This window comes from Plantactinospora sp. A48 (assembly GCF_055793945.1).
On sequence record NZ_JBTIXF010000057.1, the window covers coordinates 1 to 22,445 of the forward strand.

Genomic DNA, 22,445 nt, shown 5'->3' on the forward strand with positions numbered 1-22,445 from the left:
AGCACGCCGCCAGCGTTCGTCCTGAGCCAGGATCAAACTCTCCAACAAAAACTTGTCGAACAGCAAAACCCGGCAAACAAAAAACATTCGCCAAGAAACCCCCCACAACCAAACCCAACCAACAGCACAAAACCATCAGTCAGACCAGCCACAGAAGGCAAAAATTGGCACTGGCTTATCAAACACCCTGTTGAGTTCTCAAAGAACAACCACACACCTGAACAGCCGACCATCAGGTCGGCCCCTCCGGGGCGACTGCGTTCCGCTCTCGCGCCCACCGTCTCCGCCGGGCACTCGTACTACCTTACCGGTCCGTTCTTCCCGTGTCAAACCGGTGTGTCCTGGCTCATCACGTTCGTCCCGATCCGGCCCCTCGGACGCACGACGGCGTACCGTCGACATCGTCCTAGGGTTTCGGCAGGCCGGCCGCGCCCGGATCGCTCCGTACGCTCGCCCGTTTCCCTGCCGACCGAGAACCTTACCCGGTCGGTCCCGCATCGCCAAATCCGCCACCGGCAGACTCGCGTGCCCCGCCCGAGGACCAGAACCGGGTGGAGATCCAACCGGCCCCTGTCAGGCCCTTCGCCCCACCTGGAGCGGACCGCCCGGTGCTTTCGTACCGGTTCATCCGTTCCCCGTGGGCAGAGAGAAAGTTACGCGGTCCGAAGATCAGCCGTCAAATCGCCGGACCGCGTCCCTCGTCACATCTCCGTCTCAGCGGGTCAGCTCGACCCCGGCGAACGTCCGCTTTCCCCGCCGCAACACCAGGAACCGACCGTGCAGCAGCGCGCTCTCCGGCACCGTCGCCTCAGCGTCCGAGACCCGCTCGTTGTTCACGTACGCGCCGCCCTCGTTGATCGCCCGACGGGCCTCGTTCAGGCTCCCCACCAGGCCGGCCTCGCGGAGCAGGACGGCCACCGGGGGCAGCTCCCCGAGCCGTACCAGACCGGCCTCGGCCAGTGCGGCCCGCAGGGTGTCGGCGGACAGCTCATCCAACGAACCCCGCCCGAACAGGGCCTGACTGGCCGCGACCGCCTCGCGGGCCTCCCGCTCGCCGTGTACCAGCGCGGTCAGCTCCTCGGCCAGCGCTCGTTGCGCCACCCGGGCGGCCGGCCGCTCGGCGGTGGCCTTCTCCAGCTCCTCGATCTCCTCCCGGGAGCGGAAGCTGAAGTACCGCAGGTAGCGGCCCACATCCCCGTCGTCGCTGTTGATCCAGAACTGGTAGAAGGCGTACGGGCTGGTCATGGTGGGGTCGAGCCAGACGGCGCCACCCTCGCTCTTGCCGAACTTGGTGCCGTCGGCCTTGGTCACCAACGGGGTGACGAAGGCGTGTACCGGTCCGGCGCCCCGCCGGCGCACGTAGTCGACCCCGGCGATGATGTTGCCCCACTGGTCCGAGCCACCGAACTGCAACACCACGCCCTCCCGGCGGTGCAGCTCGTAGAAGTCGTTGGCCTGGATGAGCTGGTAGCTGAACTCGGTGAAACTGATCCCGCTCTCCAACCGGGCCCGCACCACCTCGCGGGCCAGCATCTTGTTCACCGGGAAGTGCTTGCCGACATCGCGCAGGAAGTCGACCGCCGACATCGGGCCGGTCCAGTCCAGGTTGTTGACCGGCCGGGCGGCGTTGTCCCCGCTGTACGACACGAACGGCGAGAGCTGGTCGCGGATCCGCTGGACCCAGCCGGCCACCACCTCCGGCGCGTTCAGGGTGCGCTCCGCGCTCTCCCGCGGGTCGCCGACCTGCCCGGTCGCACCGCCGACCAGCAGCACGGGCCGGTGGCCGGCCAACTGGAGCCGGCGGGCGGTGAGGACCTGGACGAGGTGGCCGACGTGCAGGCTGGCGGCGGTCGGGTCGAAGCCCACGTAGAACGTCATCGGCCCGGCGGCGAAGAGCTGTTCCAGCTCCTCGACGCCGGTCGAGTCGTTGATCAGACCCCGCCACCGGAGGTCGTCGAGCAAGGCGTCGCCGCCGGACGGGCCGGCGGACGGAAGGCTGCTGTCGGTCACGGTGGGCATTGTCCCTCATCCCCACCGGCGTCCCGTACCCGGTTTCGACCCCCGGGACCAGCGGTCGGCCGGGGAATTAGGCTGGCCGCCGGTAGTCGGGGTGTGGTCGGGGGGAGGTCGCGGCATGGAGATGCCCGACATAACAGGTGGGTTCGTCGCGCTGCTGGGGCTGGAGTTCAGTGAGATCACGCCGGACCGGGTGGTGATCCGCTGGCAGGTCCGACCCGAGCTGCACCAGCCGTACGGCATCCAGCACGGCGGCGTGTACGCCTCGGTGGTGGAGACGGCGGCCAGCGTCGGCGCGGGCCTGTGGTTCGCCGATCGCGGCGTCGTGGTGGGGGTGAGCAACCAGACCGACTTCCTGCGGGCGGTCCGGGAGGGTGCGCTGACCGCGGTGGCCGCGCCGGTCCACCGGGGGCGGACGCAGCAGCTGTGGCAGGTCGAGATCACCGACGAGAGCGACCGGCTGGTGTCCCGGGGACAGGTCAGGCTGCAGAACATGCCGGCGCCGGCCCAGCTCCGCTGAGCCGGCCGCTCCGCTGAGCCGGTCAGCCGGTCAGCCGGTCAGCCGGTCAGGATCCGCCCACCGGCGGTCCGGAACCGGCCGGATCCAGGACCGGGTCCGCCTGCTCCGTGGCCTCCGCGTCGGCGCGCTCGACCCGTCGCAGCCGTACCCGGGTGATGGCGTGGTGGGCCACGTCCACCACCTCAAGCCGCCAGTCGTCGATGGTCAGCGTCTCGCCCGGTTCGGTGGGGATCCGGCCCAGCTGGGCGAGGATGAGCCCGGCGATCGTGGTGTAGTCCCCGGCCGGGCGCTCGGGCAGTTCGACGCCGATCTCGGGCAGGTCGTGGATCGGGAAGGTGCCGGGCAGCAGCATGGCCCCGTCCGGCTCGGTCCGCGCCCCGCGTACGTCCCGGTCGGTCTCGTCGTAGATCTCGCCGACGATCTCCTCGAGGACGTCCTCCAGGGTCACGATCCCGTCGACCGCGCCGCGCTCGTCCACCACCAGCGCGATGTGCTGCCGTTCGGACTTGAACCGGCGCAGCGCCGCCACCACGGGCAGCGAGTCGGGCAACATCAGGGGCGGCCGGGCGTAGTCGTCGATCGGCCGGTCGTCCGGGACGCCGACCAGGTCACGCAGGTGGACCACGCCGACGGCGTCGTCGAGCATCCCGTGCCGGACCACCGGCGCCCGGGAGTTGCCGGAAGCCGCCAGCACGATCCGGGCGGCCTCCGCCGAGGTGCCGCTGTCCAGGCAGAAGACCTCCAACCGGGGTACGAGGACGGCCCGCAGCTGCCGCTCGGCGATCTCCACGGCGCCGGCGATGATGGTCTGCTGCTCGACGGTCAGGGCGTGGTGACCGACGACGATCTCCCGCAGCTCGTCCGGGCTGATCTCGTCGCGTTGCGGCTTCGGGTCCACGCCGACCAGCCGTACCGCGAGGTCGGTGGTCCTGCCCAGCGTCCAGACGAGCGGCCGGGAGAGGGTGGCCAGCAGGTCCAGCGGCCGGGCCACGACCAGCGCCCAGCCCTCGGCCCGCTGCATGGCGATGCGCTTGGGAGCCAGTTCGCCGAAGACCAGCGTGACGAAGGTGAGCACGAGGGTGACGATGACCACGGCCAACGGCTGGGCCGCGTCGCCGAACACGCTCAGCAGCGGGACCAGCGGTTTGGCCAGTGACACCGCGGCAGCGGCCGAGGCCAGGAAGCCGGCGAGGGTGATGCCGATCTGGATGGTCGCCAGGAACCGGTTGGGGTCCTTGGCCAGCCGGGCCAGCACCGGGCCGGACCGGCTGATCCGTTCGAGCCGCTGCAACTGGCTCTCCCGCAGCGACACCAACGCCATCTCACTACCGGCGAAGGCGGCATTGACGATCACCAGCACGCCCACGAGGGCGAGCTGCATCCAGGTCTGCACTGCGGGTCTCCTCACCCGCCTGAGGGCCTGCCGGCCCACGGGCGGTCGTCAACGATGGCCTGCCATTGCCCATCCTGGCGCGGCGCGAATCCCGAACCCGAATGGGAAACGGTGGATACTGGGCGGGTGGACAGGGTGGGACCGCGGTTGCTGCTGGTCGAGGACGACCGCGCGCTCGCCGGCCTGCTCGTCGAGCTGCTGACCGGTGAGGGGTACGAGGTCGAGCTGGCCGCCGACGGGCACACCGGGCTGCACCTGGGTCTCACCCGGGACTACCGGGTGATGGTGGTGGACCGGGGACTGCCGGCGGTGGACGGCCTTGACCTGATCGCCCGGCTACGACGGTCGGCGGTGACCTGCCCCATCCTGGTGCTGACGGCCCGTGGCTCGGTGACCGACCGGGTCGAGGGGTTGGACGCCGGTGCCGAGGACTATCTGGTCAAGCCGTTCGAGGTGGTCGAACTGCTGGCCCGGTTGCGCGCCCTGCTGCGCCGGCACACCGAGACCGCCCGGTCACTGCCGCTGGGGCGGCTCCGGCTGGACGTGCCGAACCGGCAGGTGCTGGGCGGTGAGCGTGAGATCCAACTCTCCCAGCGGGAGTTCGCGCTGCTGCACACGCTGGCCGTCCGGCCCGGCCGGGTCTTCACCCGCGACGAGTTGCTGCGGGACGTCTTCGACACGGCGGACGCCGCCGGGACGGTCGACACGTACGTCCACCACCTGCGTCGGAAGTTGGGCCGGGACGCGATCCGCACCGTGCACGGCCTTGGTTACCGCCTCGGCGCGGTGTGACGGTCCGACCGGTGGAGGAACCCGTCCTGCGCCGCGCCCGACGGCGCAGCGTGGCGCAGACCGCCGGCGCGATCGGCCTGCTGGTGATCATCGTCGGTCTGGTGATGTTCATCGCCACGGTGCGCGACCAGGCCCGGTCGCTGGACCGGCAGCTCGACCAGGTGCTGGCGGTGGCCGAGGACGTCGACGACCCGCCGCCCGGCGAGGCGCTGGCCCGGCTCCCGCCGCTGGCCGGCGCCCCGGTGGAGGTCACCGCGAGCAGCCCGCCGACGCTGACCGCGGTGCTGACCGACGCGGTACGCTCCGCGCCCCGCCGATTCAGCACGAGCGCGGGCGGCATCCCGGTGCGGCTGGTGGTCGTCCAGCGGACGGACGGGAACCGCTGGGCGGTGGCCGCGGACCTGCGTTCGCTGCGCCGGCAACGGGCCCAGTTGCTCGGTGCTCTGGCACTGGCCGAACTGGCCGGGCTCGGCGGGGCGGTCGCGGTCGGTGTGCTGCTGTCCCGCCGGGCGGTCGCCCCGCTGGCGCTCGCCCTGGCCGAGCAGCGTCGGTTCGTCGCCGACGCCTCGCACGAGCTGCGCACCCCGCTGGCCGTGCTGCACACCCGCGCCCAGCTGGTGGCGCGGCAGGCCCGGGAGAAACCGGCCGAGTCGTTGTCCGGGCAGCTCGACGAGCTGGTCACGGACACCCGGGCGCTCGGTGAGGTGATCACCGATCTGTTGGTCTCGGCCGAGGTCGAACATCGTGGCGGTACCGACCCGCCGGTGCGGCTGGCCGAGTTGGCCCGCGCGGTGGTCGGCAGCGCCGCGGCGTACGCCGAGAGCCGGGACGTGCGGTTGGCGGTCGAGGTCGTCGACGACGGCACGGTGCGCGGCGCCGAAGCCGCCCTGCGCCGGGCACTGCTGGCCCTGGTCGACAACGCCGTCGGACACGTCCCGGCCGGTGGCCGGGTGGTGATCCGGGTCGACCGCGCGGGCCGCTGGGTGCGGGCGGCGGTGGCCGACGACGGGGTGGGACTCGACCCGACCGACGCGGAGCGGCTCTTCGCCCGTTTCGCGCACGGCGACGGGGGCAGTGGTCGGCGGTTCGGGCTGGGCCTGGCGCTGGTCCGGCAGGTGGCGCAGGCGCATGGCGGGTCGATCCGGGTGACCGGGGCGCCGGGCCGAGGCGCCACCTTCACGCTGGTCCTGCCGGCCGCCTGAGCCAGGTCGCAGGCGGGTCGCAGGCGGGTCGCAGGCGGGTCGCGGGCGGGTCGGGCGGTAAGAATCGGGCAAGAAACGGCGGGCAGGGTGTGGGCGGACATTCCGCCGAACGCCAGGAGGACGCCGTGCCCGAAACCGTCAACGGACTTCCGCTGCATCCGCTCGTCGTACACGCGGTGGTGGTGCTGCTGCCGCTGGCCGCGCTGGGCGTCCTGGCCCTGGCGGCCCGACCGGCGTGGCGGTTCCGGTACGGCCCGCTGGTAACCGTGGTGGCGCTGGTGGCCACCGGCTCGATCCCGGTGGCCACGGAGAGCGGTGAGGGGCTGGAGGCCCGGGTCGGTGACCCCGGTCGGCACGCCCAACTCGGCGACACCCTGCTCTGGTTCGCCGTTGCGCTGCTGGTCGCCTCCGTGGCGCTCGCCTGGCTGGGTCGGCGGACGGCGGGCGGTCCCCGGCCCGGGGTGGCGGTGCTGGTGGCGGTGCTGGCCGCGGTGATCGCGGTCGGCAACCTGGTCCAGGTGTACCGGGTCGGCGAGTCCGGCGCCCGGGCCGCCTGGGGCGACCGGACATCGTCGGCGCCGGCCCGCGAGCACCGCTGAGCCGGCCGCCCGCGGGTCAGTACCGGGTGCCGACCGTCTGCGCGGCGAGCTGGTCGAGTCGGGCCAGCTCGCCGGCGTCGAGCACGAGGTCCGCGGCGGCCACGTTCTGCTCCAGGTAGCCGACCCGCTTCGTGCCGGGGATCGGCACCACGTCCGCGCCCCGGGCGTGTACCCAGGCGAGCGCCACCTGGCCGGGCAGTACGCCCCGCTCACCCGCGATGGCGCGTACCACGTCCACCAGTCGCTGATTGGCGGCCAGCGCGTCGGCGGTGAACCGCGGATTGGTCCGCCGGAAGTCACCGGTCTCGAACTGCTGGCCGGCGTCGACGGCTCCGGTCAGGAAGCCACGGCCCAGCGGGGCGAAGGGCACCAGGCCGATGCCCAGCCGGCGGGCGGCCGGCAGCACCGACTCCTCGATGCCCCGGGTCCACAGCGACCACTCGCTCTGTAGCGCGCTGATCGGGTGTACGGCGTGCGCCCGGTCGAGCTGGTCGGCGTCGACCTCGGAGAGGCCGAGGTAGCGCACCTTGCCGGCCCGTACCAGCTCGGCCAGGGCGCCGACGGTCTCCTCGATCGGGGTCGCCGGGTCGACCCGGTGCAGGTAGTACAGGTCGATGCGGTCGGTACGCAGCCGGCGCAGCGATTCGTCGCAGGCCCGCCGGACGTAGTCGGGATCCGCGCCGAGCCGGAACCGGGTGCCCGCGGCGTCCCGGACGATGCCCTGGATGCCGACCTTGGTCGCGAGGACCACCTCGTCCCGGCGGTCGCGCAGGGCGTACCCGAGCAGTTTCTCGTTGGCTCCGAAGCCGTAGATGCCGGTCTCGCCGTACACGTTGGCGGTGTCCACCAGGGTGACGCCGAGGTCGAGCGCCCGGTGCAGGGTGGCGATCGAGGCGGTGTCGTCGGCCGGACCGTACGACTGGCTCATCCCCATGCAGCCGAGTCCCTGTGCCGAGACGGTCAGGCCCTGGCTGCCGAGAGCGACGGTACGCATCTGGTGCTCCCCATTCCGGCGCCGCCGGTGCGACGCCTGTGCCCACCACGCTACGAGTTCGAGTGCACTGGAAGGCAACCGAAAACCGGCGACGCTCCGCGGTGTGCACGCCCTCGACGGTCAGCCGACCCGGCACGCCCGACCGTCACCTTCAGCGACTGACCACCTACCAAGCCGGGTTCGCTTGAACAGGCTCTGCAATGCTTCCCCTCAGGAAACAGCCACGCAGGGTGAAACCGCGCTGGGAAGTCGCCCGAGCGGCATCACCGGCATCCTCCCAGCTCAACTGCCCTGTAGCCGATGGGGAAGCATTGCAAAGGACGTACCACCACTGACCGACGGCTGGCAGGCAGGTTCACTCACCGTGATGTCCCGCAAGATTGAGTCGGAGATCATGGTCACTCAGTCCGGCGGGGGATGTGCCGCCGGTAGGCGCTGACCGTCGGGTCCCCGGTGAGCCAGAACCGCCAGGGCACGTCGTGGGCGCCGGTCACCCCCACCCGGGGACCGGCGCTGATCGCCGCCGGGTCCACCGGCTCGACCGGCGGCGCCAGCCGGACCGGGCCCCCGTCCAGCAGGTACACGCCGTACGCCGAGCCGTCCAGGCCCAGGGTCGAGCACAGCCGGGCCGGGCCGCGGGCCAGGTCGACGTCCCGGTTCGCCGTCGGTCGCCGGGCCCGCGCCGTGTCCAGCCCGTCGACCACCGCCGCCGCCCGCAGCAGTACGGCCGACGCCTCCCCCGTCGGTCCGGTCACCACGTTCATGCACCAGTGCATGCCGTAGGTGAAGTACAGATACGCATGGCCGGAAGGTCCGAACATCACCCGGTTGCGGGTGGTGGGGCCGCGATGGGCATGTGACGCTGGGTCACCACCGGAGCCGGCGTACGCCTCGACCTCGGTGATCCTGACGGTCACGCCCCCGGCGCTCAACCGGGCGCCCAGCAGGCCACGGGCCGCCGGCTCGACCGGTCCGGCCAGTAGGCTCGCGAGGTCGCCGACCTGGATCTCTGACACCGGACAAGCAAAGCACACCGGTGGACCGGGATTTGATCTGCAACGCTCCACCCCCCGTACTACGTCTTGGTGGTAGCGGGCAAGGCGGCGACACCACGACGGGGAGGACCGGCGACTGTGGGTGACCGGAAGAAATCGCGGGCGAGCATGGATCCCGCCGCGGCGGCGGACCGGGGTGCGCCGGGGCGGCCAGCCCGGCGCCGTCGGACTCCACTGTGGGCCCGGGTGGCGTTGGCCCTCGGCGCGGTGCTGCTGGTCACCAGCGGCGGGGCGCTGGTGATCGTCCAGGCGGCGGTCCACAAGGCCACCGCCAGCATCCAGCAGGGCTCGCTGCTGGACAGCGGGGCGGCCGCGACCAGTTCGGCCAAGAGCATCAAGGGGCCGCTCAACCTGCTGCTGGTGGGCATCGACGTACGCCCGGGTTGGGACAGCGGCGCCCGCTCCGACACCATCCTGGTGGTCCACATCCCGGCCAGCCACGACCGGGCGTACCTGATCTCCATCCCGCGCGACTGGCGGGTGCCCATTCCGGCCAACCCGGAGACGAACTACCCGGGTGGGACCGACAAGATCAACGCGGCGTTCGCGTTCGGCTACCGGGGCGGCGGCACCGAGTTGGAGAAGCGGGCCCGCGGCTTCAAGCTGCTGGCCAGAACGCTGCACACGCAGACCGGGATGACCTTCAACGGCGCGGCGCTGATCGACTTCCAGGGCTTCGAGGCGGTGGTACGGGAGCTCGGCGGCGTGAACATGTGCGTGGACCAGAAGGCCAGCTCGATCCACCTGGCCTACGACCGGAACGGCAAGCTGGTCCACATCAAGTTCAACGACAAGACCCACCGGGTGTACGACGTGCCGCCGGGCGGGCACGTGGTGGTCCACGAGAAGGGCTGCCGGTCCATGTCGGCCGAGTTGGCGCTGGACTACGCGCGTATCCGGTACGGGCTGCCGAACACCGACTACGACCGGCAGCGCCACCAGCAGCAACTGATCAAGGCGATCGCCAAGAAGGCGACCAGCGCCGGAGTGATCACCGACCTGGGCAAGCTGAACCGGGTGATCGCCGCCGCCGGCAAGGCGTTCATCCTGGACACCCAGCGGGTCTCGGTGGCGGACTTCCTGTTCACCCTGCGCGGGGTGAGCCCGAGCACGATGACGGTGCTCAAGACCAACCAGGGCAGTTACAACTCCGAGCGGATCAACGGCGTGTCGTACGAGCGGATGAGCGCCGAGTCGCTGGCGATGCTGCACGCGGCGCGCGACGGGCAGCTCGGTGCGTTCGTGACCGCCCACCCCGACGTGGTCCAGAAGGACAAAGCCTGACCCAGGCCCCCACTACCCGCACGTCGGCGCAGATCCTGGACGGAAACCGTCAACTGCCAACGGTTTGCGTCCAAGATCCGGCAGTGTTCACCGTCGTGAACAGCACGAGGGCGGGATCGGCCGGCGTCACCTGGTAGTGGGACCGCGCCCGCGGCGGCGTACCCGGGTGACGAGGCCGGCCGTCGCCAGGCTGGTCAGGCCGACCGCGGCCAGGACGGCGGGCCCGGTCCAGCCGCCACCGGCGCGGTTCGCGGCCGGTCGGGCGCCGACCGGCGACGGACCGCTACCACTCGGCGTCGGTGCCGGGTTCGAGACCGGGGTCGGCGCCACCAGCTCACCCACCCGGGCCCCGGCGGGCAGGCCGAACCCCCAGTCCAGCAGCGCGGCGCCCTGCTGCCAACCGCGCTGCGGGCTGGCCTCCGCGCCGTCGAGCGTCACCAGCAACCGCCGGCCGTTCCGTTCGGCGGCGCCCACGAAGGTGTGCCGGGCGAGGTCGGTGAAGCCGGTCTTGCCGCCCAGCGCCCCCGGATAGCGCAGCAGGAGCTGGTTGTCGTTGGTGATCTCGTAGCCGCGCGGATCCCGGGGTGGCTGGGCGGGCACCCGGGCGGTCCGGGTGGCCACGTACCGCCGGAAGTCCTCCCGGGCGAAGTCGGCGCGGGCGATCAGCGCGAGATCGTACGCGCTGGTGAACTGGCCGGGACCGTCCAGTCCGGACGGTGTCACCGCGTGCGTCTGGTACGCCCCGAGCCGCCGCGCCGTGGCGTTCATCTCGGCCAGCCCGCCCGGCACCCCGGCCGGACCGCCGCCGAGTCTGGCGAGCACGTTGGCCGCGTCGTTGCCGGAGTTGAGCAGCAGGCCCAGGTACAGCGTCTCGACCCGGTAGTGGCCGCCCAGCACGAGGCCCATGGCCGAACTGCCCGGCTCGAAGTTCAGGTCCTCGGGCGTCACCTGGATCACGGCGTCGGGGTCGAGCTTCGGCAGCACGGTGGCCAGCAGCAGGAGCTTCTGCACGCTGGCTGGCACCGCGTACCGGTGCGGGTCGCATCCGCCGAGCACCGCGCCGCTGTCCAGGTCGGCCACCAGCCAGGAGGTGGCGGTGACCGGCGGCGGGTTGGGCGCGTCGGTGGGCGCGGCCAGGCCGTCGGTGGCCAGCGCCGTCCCGCCGACCGTGCGGTCCGCCGGGCGGGCGGCCGGCAGCGGTGCTGCGGCCGGTCGTTCGGGCGGCGGCGCCGGTTGCGGGCACCGGATCGTCGCTCCGGTCGACGCCGCTACCCCGACCGGAGCGGTCGGCCCGGTGGTCGAGACCGCGACACCCGTCGGAACGGTCGGCCCGGTGGTGCCCGCCGGGGTGGTCGGCGTGCGCACGGCCGCCGCGGTGGTCGGCAGGGTGAGGAACCCGATGACGCCCAGCAGGGCGCCGCTCCGCTGGATGGACCACATGGGGCCGACCCTAGTTGCGGGGGTAAGCCCCGTAGGCCGGATCCGTCCACTTCGCTGGATCCGACCGGCCGAACCCGACATCCGGGCCGCGATGAAATCGGGCAGGACACCCGGTATCCGCCCTGCGTCGCCGAACAACGCCACCGGCGCACCGAACGACGCGGCGGTGCGCCCGGCGGCGCGGTCGGGACGGTCGGCGCGTTACCAGACGTACCCGAGGTAGAGGTCGGTACCGGTCGCCCCCGAGCAGCGGTACGCGTCCGCCTCGCCGTCGCCGACCAGCGCGGTCCCCTCGGCCTGGCAGGCAGCCGTGGTGGAGTAGGTCGCGTGGTAATCCCAGGTGTAGATCCCGGCGTGCGCGGCGGCGGGCGTCAACGCCACCACCCCGGCCGCGAGCGCTCCGACGACGGCGACCCGCTTCGACCGTGCTGCCATGCTGTTACCTCCAGCGACAAGTACGACACCCCCCGTGGGCGTCGATGCCGATCATGTCATGGCGAACGGCGCGGACCAATGCCCGGTGACTGAGTGACCGATCAGCGCGGTACCACCTGCCGGGCGGCCCACTCCCGCCAACCGCGCAGCTCCTCGGTAGCGGCGGCCAACTGGTCGGCCACCGGCCCCGGACCGGTGGAACCCGGCGTGATCCGGGCGGCCAGCGCCGACCGGACCGACAGCACGTCCCGGACCGTCGGGTCCAGGTGTTCGCTGACCAGTCGCAGGTCCTCATCGGACACCTCGTCCAGGGCGCACTCCCGCACCACGCAGAGGGCCACCAGCCGGCCGGTGATCTCGTGCGCGTCGCGGAACGGCACGCCCCGGCGGACCAACCAGTCGGCCACCTCGGTGGCCAGGGAGAAACCGACCGGCGCCGCCGCGACGAGCCGGTCCACCCGGACCGTCATGGTGGCGACCATGCCGGCCAGCGCGGGCAGCAGCAGCTCCAGGGTGTCCACCGCGTCGAAGGCGGGCTCCTTGTCCTCCTGCATGTCCCGGTCGTAGCTCAGTGGCAGGCCCTTGAGCATCGTGAGCACCGCGGTGAGCCCGCCGAGCAGCCGGCCGGACTTGCCCCGGGCCAACTCGGCGATGTCGGCGTTCTTCTTCTGCGGCATGATCGACGACCCGGTGGCGAAGGCGTCGTCCAGCTCGACCCAGCCGAACTCCTGGGACGTCCAGAGCACCACCTCCTCGCCCAGCCGGGACAGGTGAACCCCGACCAGCGCGGTGATGAACAGGAACTCGGCCACGAAGTCCCGGTCGGCCACCGCGTCCATCGAGTTGGCGAACGAGGTGCGGAAGCCCAGCTCCTTCGAGACCGCCACCGGGTCCAGCGGCAGGCCCGAACCGGCCAGCGCGCCCGCGCCGAGCGGGCTGACGGCGGTCCGGGTGTCCCAGTCCCGCAACCGGTCCAGGTCGCGCAGCAGCGGCTGCACATGGGCCAGCAGCCAGTGCCCGAAGGTGACCGGCTGGGCGTGCTGCACGTGGGTCATCCCCGGGGCCGGGGTGTCGATGTGGGCACCGGCCTGGTCGGCCAGCGCCTCGGCCAGCTCCACCAGCCGGCCGGCCACGCCCCGGGCGTGGTCCCGCAGGTACAGCCGCAGGTCGGTGGCGACCTGATCGTTGCGGGACCGGCCGGCGCGCAGCTTGCCGCCGAGACCGCCGAGCCGTTCCAGCAGGCCACGCTCCAGCGCCGTGTGGACATCCTCGTCGTCCACGGTCGGCCGGAACGCCCCGGAGGCGCAGGCAGCCTCCAGGTCGTCCAGCGCGGCCAGGATCCGACCCAGTTCGTCCGGGTCGAGCAGGCCGGCGCCGGCGAGCACCCGGGCGTGGGCCCGGGAGGCGGCCAGGTCGTACGGGGCGAGTCGCCAGTCGAACTGGACACTCACCGACAGCCGGGCCAGGGCCTCCGACGGTCCACCGGCGAACCGGCCACCCCACAGGCTGGTCCGGTTCGCCGGCTGGGTCGTCCGGCCCCTGGCGTTCTCGGTCAGGCTCTTGTCGTCCACGTCGCCCATTCTGTAGGTCACCTGTTCTGATCCCCCAACCGGGCGTCCCGGGCCGCCGACATCCGGCTGGGCAGCCCCCACAACTGGACGAAGCCCTTGGCCAGGGACTGGTCGAAGGTGTCCCCCGTGTCGTAGGTGGCCATCCCGAAGTCGTACAGGCTGGCCTCGGAGCGCCGCCCGGTGACCACGGCCCGACCGGCGTGCAGGGTGAGCCGTACCTCACCGCTGACGTGGCGCTGGGTGTCCGCGATGAACGCGTCGAGGGCCCGCCTGAGCGGCGAGAACCACAGGCCGTCGTACACCAGCTCACCCCAGCGCTGGTCGATGCCGCGCTTGAACCGGGCGGTGTCCCGCTCCACGGTGACCGCCTCCAGTTCCTGGTGGGCGGTGATCAGCGCGACGGCGCCGGGCGCCTCGTACACCTCGCGGCTCTTGATGCCGACCAGCCGGTCCTCGACCATGTCCAGCCGGCCGACGCCGTGGGCGCCGGCCCGCCGGTTCAGTTCGGCGACCGCCTGGTACGGCGTGACGGTCTCGCCGTCGATCGCCACCGGCACCCCGCCGTCGAAGGTGATCACCACCTCGTCGGCGTCCCGCTCGACCGTCGGGTCCGTGGTGTACGAGTACACGTCCTCGACCGGCGCGTTCCAGATGTCCTCCAGGAACCCGGTCTCCACGGCCCGGCCCCACAGGTTCTGGTCGATCGAGTACGGCGACCTGGCCGTCACGTCGATCGGCAGGCCCCGCTCCTCGGCGAAGGCGATGGCCTTGTCCCGGGTCCAGGCGAAGTCCCGGGCCGGGGCGATCACCCGCAGGTCGGGGGCGAGGGCCCCGAGGCCGACCTCGAACCGCACCTGGTCGTTGCCCTTGCCGGTACAACCGTGCGACACGATGGTGCCGCCGTGCGCGCGGGCCGCCGCCACCAGGTGCTTGACGATCAACGGCCGGGACAGCGCCGACACCAGCGGGTACCGGTCCATGTAGAGCGCGTTGGCGCGGACCGCCGGCAGGCAGTAGTCGGCCGCGAACTCCTCGCGGGCGTCCACCACGACGGACTCGACCGCGCCGCAGTCCAGCGCCCGCTTCCGGATGGCGCCCAGATCCTCACCGCCCTGCCCGACGTCGACCGCGACCGCGACCACCTCGGCGCCGGTCTGCTCGGCCAGATACGGAATGGCGACCGAGGTGTCCAGACCCCCGGAGTACGCCAGCACGACCCGCTCGGTCATGGCGTGATGTTCCCTTCGGTGTTGTCGTCCCGGTGGGCCCAGCCGGCGAGCTTGTCGCCCAGCGCCGCCCCGCCGACGGCCTCGCGGGCCACCACGAGGATGGTGTCGTCACCGGCGATGGTGCCGACGACCTCGGGTAGTCCCGCCCGGTCCAACGCGCTGGCCAGGTAGTGGGCCGCGCCCGGTGGGGTACGCAGCACGGCGATGTTGCCGCTGGCGTCGACACCGTTGAGCAGTTCGCGCAGCAGCCGGATCAGCCGGGCCGGCGCCGTCTCGGCGTCGCGCAGCGGGCGTTGCCCGTCCTCCGGGATGAGGTACACGGCCGGACCGTCGCCGCCGCGCACCTTGACCGCGCCCAACTCCTCCAGATCCCGGGAGAGGGTGGCCTGGGTGACCTGCACCCCGTCCCGGGCCAGCAGGTCGGCCAGTTCGGTCTGCGACCGGACGGGCTGCTCGCGGATCAGCGCGACGATGCGGCCGTGCCGGGCGGCGCGGGTGAGGGGGGAGGTCATGAGGTCAGCGTCTCCCCGACCGCGACCGCCGAAGCCGCCGGTCCGTCCGCCGGACCGCCGGCGGCCCCCAGCAGGAACGTCAGCACCGCCTTCTGGGCGTGCAGCCGGTTCTCCGCCTGGTCGAACACCGCGCTCTGCGGTCCGTCCAGCACCTCGTCGGTGATCTCCTCCCCGCGGTGCGCGGGCAGGCAGTGCAGCACGATCGCCCCGGGCGCGGCCTGGCCGAGCAGCGCGGCGTTGAGCTGGTACGGCCGCAGCGGGGTGACCCGGTCCAGCCCGTCGCCCTCCTGACCCATCGAGGTCCAGGTGTCGGTGGCCAGCACGTCGGCACCGCGCACCGCCTCGACCGGATCGGTCAGGGCCCGCACCGAACCACCGGTGCCGCTGGCGATCTTCTCGGCCCGGGCCAGCGTCTCCGGGTCCGGCTGGAAACCGGCCGGCCCGGCCACCCGGACGTGCATCCCGGCCAGCGCGCCGGCCAGCAGGTACGACCGGGCCATGTTGTTGGCCGCGTCCCCCAGGTAGCTCAGGGTGCGCCCGGCGGTCCCGCCGAACCGCTCCCGGACGGTGAGCAGGTCGGCCAGCAGCTGGCACGGGTGGAAACCGTCGGTGAGCGCGTTCACCACCGGCACGGTGGCGCCGGCGGCGAGTTCGGCGATCCGGTCGTCCCCGTAGGTCCGCAGCACGATGGCGGCGACGTACCGGGACAGCACCCGGCCCGCGTCGGCCAGGGTCTCGCCCCGGCCGAAGTGGGTGGCCTGGGTGTCCACCACCAGCGGATGGCCGCCCAGCTCAGCGATGCCGACGTCGAAGGAGGTCCGGGTCCGCAGGCTCTGCTTGTCGAACAGCACCGCCACCGACCGGGGCCCGGCCAGCGGCCGGAAGCCGAACCGGTCCGCCTTCATCCGGGCCGCCAGATCCAGCACCGCGGCCTGCTCGGCCGGACTGAGGTCGTCGTCGGACAGGAAGTGCCGGATCATGTGCTGCTCTCCATCCCGGTGGGGGTGGCCGCGTCGAGCGCCGCGGGCAGCGCGGCGAGGAACGCGTCGGCCTGCGCGACGGTGAGGATCAGCGGCGGCGCCAGCCGCAGCACGCCCGACTGCACCGGGTTGACCAGGAATCCGGCGTCCCGCAGGGCGGCCGTGACCGCCACGGCGACCGGGGCCCGCAACACGATCCCGAGCAGCAGCCCGGCGCCACGCACCTCGGTCACCAGCGGATGGCCGAGCGCCTCGACACCGGCCCGGATCCGCTCCCCCACCCGCTTCACGTGGTCGAGCAGGCCCTCGTTGGCGATCGTCGAGACCACCGCGAGCGCCGCCGCGCAACTGACCGGGTTGCCGCCGAAGGTGCTGCCGTGGCTGCCCGGCCCGAACAGCTCGGCCGCGGCACCGTACGCCAGGCAGGCGCCGATCGGCAGGCCACCGCCGAGCCCCTTGGCCAGGGTGACCAGGTCCGGTTCCACCGCCTCGGCCTGGTACGCGAACCAGTGGCCGGTCCGGCCGATCCCGGTCTGCACCTCGTCGAGCGCGAGCAGCGCGCCCGAGCGGGCGGTGATCTCCCGGGCGGCGGTCAGGTAACCCGCCGGCGGCACCACCACGCCGTTCTCGCCCTGGATGGGCTCCAGGATGACCATGGCGGTCCGGTCGGTGACCGCCTCGGCCAGCGCCGCGACATCCCCGTACGGCACGTGCGTGACGTCACCGGGCAGCGGGCGGAACGGGTCGGCCTTGCCGGGCTGGCCGGTCAGCGCCAGCGCGCCCATGGTCCGGCCGTGGAAGCCGCCGGTCGCGGCGACCACGTGGCCGCGACCGGTGCGCCGGGACAGCTTGAACGCCGCCTCGTTGGCCTCGGCGCCCGAGTTGGCGAAGTACGCCCGACCCGGCCGGCCGGCCAGCGCCAGCAGCAGTTCGGCCAGCGCCACCGGCGGCTCGGCGACGAACAGGTTCGAGACGTGCCCCAGGGTGGCCACCTGCCGGGACACCGCGGCCACCACCGCCGGATGGGCGTGGCCGAGCGCGTTGACGGCGATCCCGCCGAGCAGGTCGACGTACTCCCGGCCGGCCTCGTCGACCACGACGGCGCCGGCGCCGGAGACCAGCGCGAGCGGCGGTGTGCCGTAGTTGTCCATCATGGCGGTCCGCCACCGTTCGATGAGCGCGCTCATGTCTCCGCTCCTCCGCCGTCGGGTATGACCATCGTTCCGAAGCCTTCCGAGGTGAAGACCTCCAGCAGCGTGGAGTGCGCCACCCGGCCGTCGACCACGTGCGCCGCGGGAACCCCGCCGCGGACCGCCCGCAGGCACGCCTCCATCTTGGGCACCATGCCCGACTCCAGCGTCGGCAGCAGCGCCGCCAGCTCGGTGTCGGTGATCTCCGACACCAGGCTGGTGGTGTCCGGCCAGTCCGCGTACAGGCCCGGCACGTCGGTGAGCACCACCAGCTTGCGGGCACCGAGCGCCACCGCCAGCGCGGCGGCAGCGGTGTCCGCGTTCAGGTTGTGCAGCACCCCCGCCGCGTCGGGCGCGACGGACGAGACGACCGGGATGCGGCCCGCGCCGATCAGATCGGTCACCGCCTCGGCGTTCACCGTCGCCACGTCACCGACCAGCCCCACGTCGACCGGCTCGCCATCCACGTAGGCCGGTCGACGCTCGGCGGTGAACAGCCCGGCGTCCTCGCCGGACAGCCCGACCGCGAACGGACCGTACGCGTTGATCAGCCCGACGAGTTCCCGGCCCACCTGACCGACCAGCACCATCCGGACCACGTCCATCGCCTCGGGCGTGGTCACCCGCAGGCCACCCCGGAACTCGCTGGCGATGCCGAGCCGGCCCAGCATCGCGGAGATCTGCGGACCCCCACCGTGGACCACCACCGGACGCAGCCCGGCGTAGCGCAGGAAGACCATGTCGGCGGCGAACGCCCGGCGCAGTTCCGGGTCGACCATCGCGTTCCCGCCGTACTTGACCACCACGGTGGCGCCGGCGAACCGGGCCAGCCACGGCAACGCCTCGATCAGGGTGCTGGCCTTCGCCTGCGCCGCGGTCAGGTCGCGGGAGAGGGTGAGACCGCTCATGTTGAGTAAGCCGAGTTCTCGTGGACGTAGCCGTGTGACAGGTCGTTGGTCCAGATGGTGGCCGCCTCGGCCCCGGCGTGCAGGTCGATCCGGATCGTGACCTGCCGGCCACCGAGGTCGACCTTGTTCCGGTCCTCGGCGGCGGCGCCCGACCGGCACACCCAGACGCCGTTGACCGCCACATCCACCCCGTCGGGTTCGAACGCGGCGGTGGTGGTGCCGACCGAGGCGAGGATCCGGCCCCAGTTCGGGTCGTTGCCAAACAGCGCGGTCTTCACCAGGTTGTTCCGGGCCACCGCCCGGCCGACCTCGACCGCGTCGTCCTCGCTGGCCGCGCCCACCACGTCGACGGCGACCTGCTTGGTGGCCCCCTCCGCGTCGGCGATCAACTGCTGGGCCAGGTCGTGACAGGCCGAGGTCACCGCCGCGGTCAGCTCGTCCTGGGTGGGCTCGATCCCGGAAGCGCCGCTGGCCAGCAGCAGCACCGTGTCGTTCGTGGACATGCAGCCGTCCGAGTCGATCCGGTCGAAGGTGACCCGGCAGGCCGCCCGCAGCGCCTCGTCCAGCGCCGCCGTCCCGGCCACCGCGTCGGTGGTCAGCACGCAGAGCATGGTGGCCAACGCCGGGGCCAGCATGCCGGCACCCTTGGCCATGCCACCGACGGACCAGCCGGTGCCGCTGGCCACGGTGGTCTTCGGCCGGGTGTCGGTGGTCATGATCGCCTCGGCGGCCGCGCCACCACCGTCCCGGGCCAGCCCCCGGACGGCGGCCCGCACCCCCGGCAGCAGCCGGTTCATCGGCAGCCGCTCGCCGATCAGGCCGGTGGAGCAGATCGCCACCTCGCCGGCACCCATCAGCAGCCGCGGGGCGCGACTGGTCAACACGTTGGCCGCGTACTCGGCGGTGGCGTGGGTGTCCTGGAAACCGCCCGGCCCGGTGCAGGCGTTCGCGCCGCCCGAGTTGAGCACCACGGCCCGCAGCACGCCGCCGCGGACCACCTGCTGGGTCCACAACACCGGCGCGGCCTTCACCCGGTTGGCGGTGAACACGCCCGCGGCGGTCGCGTCCGGACCGTCGTTGACCACCACGGCCACGTCCGGACCGTCGCTCTTCAACCCGGCGGCGACCCCGGCCGCCCGGAACCCACGCGGGGTGGTGACAGTCATGGTGCTACTCCAAAGGTGGTCAGGCCGGCGGTCTCCGGCAGGCCGAGCATCAGGTTGGCGCACTGCACGGCCTGCCCGGCCGCGCCCTTGCCCAGGTTGTCCAGCGCGCCCACCACGATGATCCGGCCCGAGTCGACGTCCACGGTCGCCTGCAGGTGGCAGGCGGCCGAGCCCAGGGTGGCGGCCGTGTGCGGCCAGGTGCCGGCCGGCAGCACCCGCACCAGCGGGCTGTCCGCGTACGCCTCGGTGAGGACCGCCCGTGGGTCGGTGCCGGCGCCGGTCGGGCGGGCGGTGACCGTCGCGAGGATCCCCCGGGGCATCGGCGCGAGCACCGGGGTGAAGGACAGCGAGGTGGCGCCGGTGGCCTGCTTGATCTCGGGTACGTGCTGGTGCGCGCCGACCCGGTACGGCGACAGGTCGCCCATCACCTCGCTGCCGAGCAGGTGTGGCTTCGGGTTCCGGCCGGCGCCCGAGGTGCCGGAGGCGGCCACCACCACGACATCCGCCGGGGACACCGTCCCGGCCGCGATCAGCGGGGCCAGGGCGAGGATCGTGGTCGCCGCGTAGCAGCCGGTCGCGGCCACCCGGTCGGCGGCGGCGATCTTCGCGCGCTGACCGGGCAGTTCGGGCAGGCCGTAGGTCCAGGCTTCGGCGTACGGACCGCCGTAGTACCGCTCCCAGGCCGCCGGATCGGTCAGCCGGTGGTCGGCACCGAGATCGACGATCCTGACCGACGGTGGCAGGGTCGCGGCCAGCGCCGCCGACTGGCCGTGCGGCAGCGCCAGGAACACCAGGTCGGCTCCGGCCAGCGCCGCCGGTTCGGTCGGCTGGAACACCAGGTCCAGGCCGGTCAGCTGCGGGTGCACGGAGCTGACGGGCGCGCCCGCGGCGGTGTGCGCGGTGGCCGCCACGAGGTCGAGGTCGGGGTGCCCGGCGACGAGCCGGAGCAGTTCCCCACCCGCGTAACCACTGCCGCCCACCACGGCAACTCCGATACCCATACCCACCTCCGCATGACTATGCAGAGAAGGTTAGCAGCCACCGCCCAGCTGCGGCAAGTTCATGCAGTGCACTGCATGAAGCTGTGAGTGATGGCGGTCCGACCCGGGTCAGTCCCCGGCGCGCGGCGGCAGCTCGCCGCGCGATCGGCGTAGCGCCGTCCGGGCCTGGCTGCGACGGTGCCGCAGAATCATCCAGGTCAACGACGTGGCCACGCCCGCGACGATCCAGATGAGGGCGACAACCTGGTAGAACTTCACGGTTCCTGCCTAACTCGCCAGTGGCGTTGGTGGGGTGCTGAAAACCAGGGACGGGCCCGCCCGACGGACCCGGCGGACCCGATCGCTCAGGCCCGCTGTTCCGGCGCGAGCCGGGTACGCGCCGCGGCGACCAGCGCCTCGACGCCGGCCGGCAACGCCAGCGTGGTGTCCGGCGCGAAGGCCGGGCTGTGGTTCGTGGGCAGGTGGCCGAGCTTCTCCGCCGCGCCGGTGCCCGGCGCCGCCCGCCACTGCCGCGGCCCGACCACGCCGAGCATCCAGTAGCTGCTCGGGATGCCGTCGGCGACCAGCAGCGGGAAGTCCTCGGACGCCAGGGACGATGGCCACCAGGCGATCCGTTCCGGCCCGAAGGCCCGCTCGTGCGCGGCCCGCACGGCCGCGGTGGTCACCGGGTCCGCCCGGTACGCCGGAGCCCGCGACACGACCCGGACCTCCGGCTCCCGAGGGCTGCCGGCGGCCTCGCAGCAGGCGTTGATCGTCCGGACCAGGCTGCCCGACACCCGCTCCAGCGTGGCGTCGGACAGCGATCGGATCGTCACGCCGAGGGTGGCCCGCTCGGCGATCACCCCCGGGTGCCCACCGGCGCGCAGCGTGCCCACCGTGAGCGCCACCTGCTCGGCGGGGCTGACCTGGCGGGACACGATCGCCTGCGCCTGCATGACGATGTTCGCGGCGATCACCACCGGGTCCACGCACAGGTGTGGCGTGGCGGCGTGGCCACCCCGTCCGGCGACGGTGACCTCCAGCGTGACGCTGCCGGCCGTCATCGGCCCGGCGCCGTGCGCGATCATCCCCGCCGGCAGTGGCGCGGCATGCTGGGCGAGGACCAGGTCGGGCCGCCCGAACCGGTCGTAGAGGCCGTCGCCGAGCACGGCCGCGGCGCCGCGCAGCGTCTCCTCGGCCGGCTGCCCGAGCGCCAGCACCGTGCCCCGCCAGCCGGACCGGACGGCGGCGAGCTGGGTGACGGCCCCGGCCACCGCGGCCAGGTGCAGATCGTGCCCACAGGCGTGCATCACCGGTACGGTCCGGCCGTCGGCGTCGACGCCCGTGGCGACGCTCGCGTACGGCAGTCCCGTCGCCTCGGCCACCGGCAGCGCGTCCAGTTCGGCGCGCAGCAGCACGGTCGGGCCGGGTCCGTTGGCGAGGACACCGACCACGCCGTACCCGCCGACGCCGGTCGTCACCGCGCAGCCGGCCCCGCGCAGCCCGACCGCGAACCGGTCGGCGGTGTCCCGCTCCGCGCCGGACAGCTCCGGGTGCGCGTGCAGCTCCCGGTAGAGGTGCTCGGCGCGACGCAGGATGGCCGGATCGACCACCGTCCCGGCGGTACGGGCTCCGGTCGGCGGTACCGGCGGTGCCATGGCAGCCAGCCAAGTGCAGTTCGCTGTCATGTCACTGTCATCCGATGACAGCGGGATGAGACCCGGCGCGAGGGTGATCGGTGAGCGCCGTGCGGTGTGCTTGCGACGGGGCCGGACGCGCCGGCCGGACACGACCGTTTGGAGTCACCATGACGCCCGAGACCGACCTCACCGCCCTCGCCGAGGAGATCCTGGAGCTGGAGTCGGAAACCTTCGCGATCTCCGACTACGCCGACGCGTCCGAGGCCATCCTCGCCTCCTGCTCCTCGTCGGGCACCACCTCGACGTGCAGCAGCACCACCTCCACCACCAGCTGCTCGGCCTGAGCGGCACGGCGTGACGCCGGGCCACCCGTCGGGGTGGTCCGGCGGTACCGTGCCCACCGGCGGCGGACCGGGGTCACCGCCCCGGGTCAGCGGCTGCCGGAAGGCCCCGGGGGCGGCTCCCTGACCGCCGCTCACGGCCGGTCCCAACGTGCCCGGTCGAGCCGCGGGGCGGAGTCCAAGGGCTTTGACACCGGC

23 protein-coding genes are annotated in these 22,445 nt (G+C 72.9%); 7 read left to right on the top strand and 16 right to left on the bottom strand.

Annotated features, from left to right (window positions below; all coding sequences use genetic code 11):
• On the top strand, positions 1-194 hold a 194-nt coding region (locus tag ACXN5W_RS23820), incomplete at its 5' end, for a hypothetical protein (RefSeq protein WP_473160584.1).
• Positions 195-714: 520 nt separating this feature from the next.
• Here the strand turns inward: ACXN5W_RS23820 and tyrS are convergent.
• Positions 715-2,010, bottom strand: coding sequence for a tyrosine--tRNA ligase (gene tyrS / locus ACXN5W_RS23825; protein ID WP_473160585.1), 1,296 nt, complete (start codon positions 2,008-2,010; stop codon positions 715-717).
• A 124-nt stretch (positions 2,011-2,134) separates the two neighbouring features.
• Here tyrS and ACXN5W_RS23830 point away from each other — a divergent pair, with 124 nt between their 5' ends.
• On the top strand, positions 2,135-2,536 hold the full coding sequence (locus ACXN5W_RS23830) for a PaaI family thioesterase (protein WP_473160586.1): 402 nt from the start codon (positions 2,135-2,137) through the stop codon (positions 2,534-2,536).
• Positions 2,537-2,582: 46 nt separating this feature from the next.
• Here ACXN5W_RS23830 and ACXN5W_RS23835 read toward each other — a convergent pair whose 3' ends face one another.
• Positions 2,583-3,917 (bottom strand): hemolysin family protein, encoded by a 1,335-nt coding sequence (locus ACXN5W_RS23835; RefSeq protein ID WP_473160614.1) that lies wholly within the window; start codon positions 3,915-3,917, stop codon positions 2,583-2,585.
• A gap of 138 nt (positions 3,918-4,055) precedes the next feature.
• Here ACXN5W_RS23835 and ACXN5W_RS23840 point away from each other — a divergent pair, with 138 nt between their 5' ends.
• The 3 genes from ACXN5W_RS23840 to ACXN5W_RS23850 all read left to right on the top strand — a co-directional run bounded on the left by ACXN5W_RS23840 (position 4,056) and on the right by ACXN5W_RS23850 (position 6,522).
• The gene (locus tag ACXN5W_RS23840; RefSeq protein ID WP_473160587.1) at positions 4,056-4,721 is read left to right on the top strand and encodes a response regulator transcription factor; all 666 of its coding nucleotides are present in this window, start codon (positions 4,056-4,058) and stop codon (positions 4,719-4,721) included.
• Positions 4,722-4,732: 11 nt separating this feature from the next.
• Positions 4,733-5,923 (top strand): sensor histidine kinase, encoded by a 1,191-nt coding sequence (locus ACXN5W_RS23845; RefSeq protein WP_473160588.1) that lies wholly within the window; start codon positions 4,733-4,735, stop codon positions 5,921-5,923.
• Between the two features lie 125 nt (positions 5,924-6,048).
• Positions 6,049-6,522 carry a DUF2231 domain-containing protein gene (locus ACXN5W_RS23850; RefSeq protein ID WP_473160589.1) on the top strand — a complete coding sequence of 158 codons (474 nt, stop codon included), beginning with the start codon at positions 6,049-6,051 and terminating at the stop codon, positions 6,520-6,522.
• Between the two features lie 16 nt (positions 6,523-6,538).
• Here the strand turns inward: ACXN5W_RS23850 and ACXN5W_RS23855 are convergent, their stop codons facing one another.
• Both ACXN5W_RS23855 and ACXN5W_RS23860 read right to left on the bottom strand, forming a co-directional pair.
• Positions 6,539-7,516, bottom strand: a complete 978-nt coding sequence (locus tag ACXN5W_RS23855) for an aldo/keto reductase (RefSeq protein WP_473160590.1) — start codon at positions 7,514-7,516, stop codon at positions 6,539-6,541.
• 398 nt (positions 7,517-7,914) lie between these two features.
• Positions 7,915-8,532: a DNA-3-methyladenine glycosylase gene (locus tag ACXN5W_RS23860; protein ID WP_473160591.1), complete on the bottom strand. Its 618-nt coding sequence runs from the start codon at positions 8,530-8,532 to the stop codon at positions 7,915-7,917.
• Positions 8,533-8,757: 225 nt separating this feature from the next.
• Here ACXN5W_RS23860 and ACXN5W_RS23865 point away from each other — a divergent pair, with 225 nt between their 5' ends.
• On the top strand, positions 8,758-9,855 hold the full coding sequence (locus tag ACXN5W_RS23865; RefSeq protein WP_473160592.1) for an LCP family protein: 1,098 nt from the start codon (positions 8,758-8,760) through the stop codon (positions 9,853-9,855).
• Positions 9,856-9,981: 126 nt separating this feature from the next.
• On the opposite strand, the gene ACXN5W_RS23870 is transcribed toward ACXN5W_RS23865, so the two are convergent.
• From ACXN5W_RS23870 to ACXN5W_RS23925, 12 genes are all read right to left on the bottom strand, one after another.
• Positions 9,982-11,295 carry a D-alanyl-D-alanine carboxypeptidase family protein gene (locus ACXN5W_RS23870; protein ID WP_473160593.1) on the bottom strand — a complete coding sequence of 438 codons (1,314 nt, stop codon included), beginning with the start codon at positions 11,293-11,295 and terminating at the stop codon, positions 9,982-9,984.
• Positions 11,296-11,496: 201 nt separating this feature from the next.
• Positions 11,497-11,730 (bottom strand): hypothetical protein, encoded by a 234-nt coding sequence (locus tag ACXN5W_RS23875; protein WP_473160594.1) that lies wholly within the window; start codon positions 11,728-11,730, stop codon positions 11,497-11,499.
• 101 nt (positions 11,731-11,831) lie between these two features.
• Positions 11,832-13,310 (bottom strand): argininosuccinate lyase, encoded by a 1,479-nt coding sequence (argH, locus tag ACXN5W_RS23880; protein WP_473160615.1) that lies wholly within the window; start codon positions 13,308-13,310, stop codon positions 11,832-11,834.
• 8 nt (positions 13,311-13,318) lie between these two features.
• On the bottom strand, positions 13,319-14,530 hold the full coding sequence (locus ACXN5W_RS23885) for an argininosuccinate synthase (RefSeq protein WP_473160595.1): 1,212 nt from the start codon (positions 14,528-14,530) through the stop codon (positions 13,319-13,321).
• Positions 14,527-15,042, bottom strand: coding sequence for an arginine repressor (locus ACXN5W_RS23890; RefSeq protein WP_473160596.1), 516 nt, complete (start codon positions 15,040-15,042; stop codon positions 14,527-14,529). Before ACXN5W_RS23890 ends, ACXN5W_RS23885 begins: the two co-directional genes overlap by 4 nt.
• Entirely contained in the window at positions 15,039-16,022 is a 984-nt protein-coding gene (gene argF, locus ACXN5W_RS23895; RefSeq protein ID WP_473160597.1) for an ornithine carbamoyltransferase, read from the bottom strand. The genes ACXN5W_RS23890 and argF overlap by 4 nt, the downstream gene beginning before the upstream one ends.
• Positions 16,019-17,209 (bottom strand): acetylornithine transaminase, encoded by a 1,191-nt coding sequence (locus ACXN5W_RS23900; RefSeq protein WP_473160598.1) that lies wholly within the window; start codon positions 17,207-17,209, stop codon positions 16,019-16,021. Before ACXN5W_RS23900 ends, argF begins: the two co-directional genes overlap by 4 nt.
• Positions 17,206-18,120 carry an acetylglutamate kinase gene (argB, locus tag ACXN5W_RS23905; RefSeq protein ID WP_473160599.1) on the bottom strand — a complete coding sequence of 305 codons (915 nt, stop codon included), beginning with the start codon at positions 18,118-18,120 and terminating at the stop codon, positions 17,206-17,208. Before argB ends, ACXN5W_RS23900 begins: the two co-directional genes overlap by 4 nt.
• Positions 18,117-19,286: a bifunctional glutamate N-acetyltransferase/amino-acid acetyltransferase ArgJ gene (argJ, locus tag ACXN5W_RS23910; RefSeq protein WP_473160600.1), complete on the bottom strand. Its 1,170-nt coding sequence runs from the start codon at positions 19,284-19,286 to the stop codon at positions 18,117-18,119. The genes argB and argJ overlap by 4 nt, the downstream gene beginning before the upstream one ends.
• Positions 19,283-20,287 (bottom strand): N-acetyl-gamma-glutamyl-phosphate reductase, encoded by a 1,005-nt coding sequence (gene argC, locus ACXN5W_RS23915; protein WP_473160601.1) that lies wholly within the window; start codon positions 20,285-20,287, stop codon positions 19,283-19,285. Before argC ends, argJ begins: the two co-directional genes overlap by 4 nt.
• Before the next feature lie 108 nt (positions 20,288-20,395).
• Entirely contained in the window at positions 20,396-20,545 is a 150-nt protein-coding gene (locus ACXN5W_RS23920; protein ID WP_473160602.1) for a hypothetical protein, read from the bottom strand.
• A gap of 86 nt (positions 20,546-20,631) precedes the next feature.
• A complete protein-coding gene (locus ACXN5W_RS23925) occupies positions 20,632-21,924 on the bottom strand; it encodes an amidohydrolase (RefSeq protein ID WP_473160603.1) in 1,293 nt (430 codons plus the stop codon).
• A 149-nt stretch (positions 21,925-22,073) separates the two neighbouring features.
• On the opposite strand from ACXN5W_RS23925, the gene ACXN5W_RS23930 reads away from it, so the two are divergent.
• Entirely contained in the window at positions 22,074-22,250 is a 177-nt protein-coding gene (locus tag ACXN5W_RS23930; RefSeq protein WP_095564865.1) for a thiazolylpeptide-type bacteriocin, read from the top strand.
• Positions 22,251-22,445: the final 195 nt, after the last annotated feature.

Coding starts and splice junctions, on each gene's coding strand:
- ACXN5W_RS23830 (WP_473160586.1), top strand. CDS start 2,135: ATGGAGATGCCCGACATAACAGGTGGGTTCGTCGCGCTGCTGGGGCTG.
- ACXN5W_RS23835 (WP_473160614.1), bottom strand. CDS start 3,917: ATGCAGCTCGCCCTCGTGGGCGTGCTGGTGATCGTCAATGCCGCCTTC.
- ACXN5W_RS23855 (WP_473160590.1), bottom strand. CDS start 7,516: ATGCGTACCGTCGCTCTCGGCAGCCAGGGCCTGACCGTCTCGGCACAG.
- ACXN5W_RS23870 (WP_473160593.1), bottom strand. CDS start 11,295: ATGTGGTCCATCCAGCGGAGCGGCGCCCTGCTGGGCGTCATCGGGTTC.
- ACXN5W_RS23875 (WP_473160594.1), bottom strand. CDS start 11,730: ATGGCAGCACGGTCGAAGCGGGTCGCCGTCGTCGGAGCGCTCGCGGCC.
- argH (WP_473160615.1), bottom strand. CDS start 13,310: ATGGGCGACGTGGACGACAAGAGCCTGACCGAGAACGCCAGGGGCCGG.
- ACXN5W_RS23885 (WP_473160595.1), bottom strand. CDS start 14,530: ATGACCGAGCGGGTCGTGCTGGCGTACTCCGGGGGTCTGGACACCTCG.
- ACXN5W_RS23890 (WP_473160596.1), bottom strand. CDS start 15,042: ATGACCTCCCCCCTCACCCGCGCCGCCCGGCACGGCCGCATCGTCGCG.
- argF (WP_473160597.1), bottom strand. CDS start 16,022: ATGATCCGGCACTTCCTGTCCGACGACGACCTCAGTCCGGCCGAGCAG.
- ACXN5W_RS23900 (WP_473160598.1), bottom strand. CDS start 17,209: ATGAGCGCGCTCATCGAACGGTGGCGGACCGCCATGATGGACAACTAC.
- argB (WP_473160599.1), bottom strand. CDS start 18,120: ATGAGCGGTCTCACCCTCTCCCGCGACCTGACCGCGGCGCAGGCGAAG.
- argJ (WP_473160600.1), bottom strand. CDS start 19,286: ATGACTGTCACCACCCCGCGTGGGTTCCGGGCGGCCGGGGTCGCCGCC.
- argC (WP_473160601.1), bottom strand. CDS start 20,287: ATGGGTATCGGAGTTGCCGTGGTGGGCGGCAGTGGTTACGCGGGTGGG.
- ACXN5W_RS23925 (WP_473160603.1), bottom strand. CDS start 21,924: ATGGCACCGCCGGTACCGCCGACCGGAGCCCGTACCGCCGGGACGGTG.
- ACXN5W_RS23930 (WP_095564865.1), top strand. CDS start 22,074: ATGACGCCCGAGACCGACCTCACCGCCCTCGCCGAGGAGATCCTGGAG.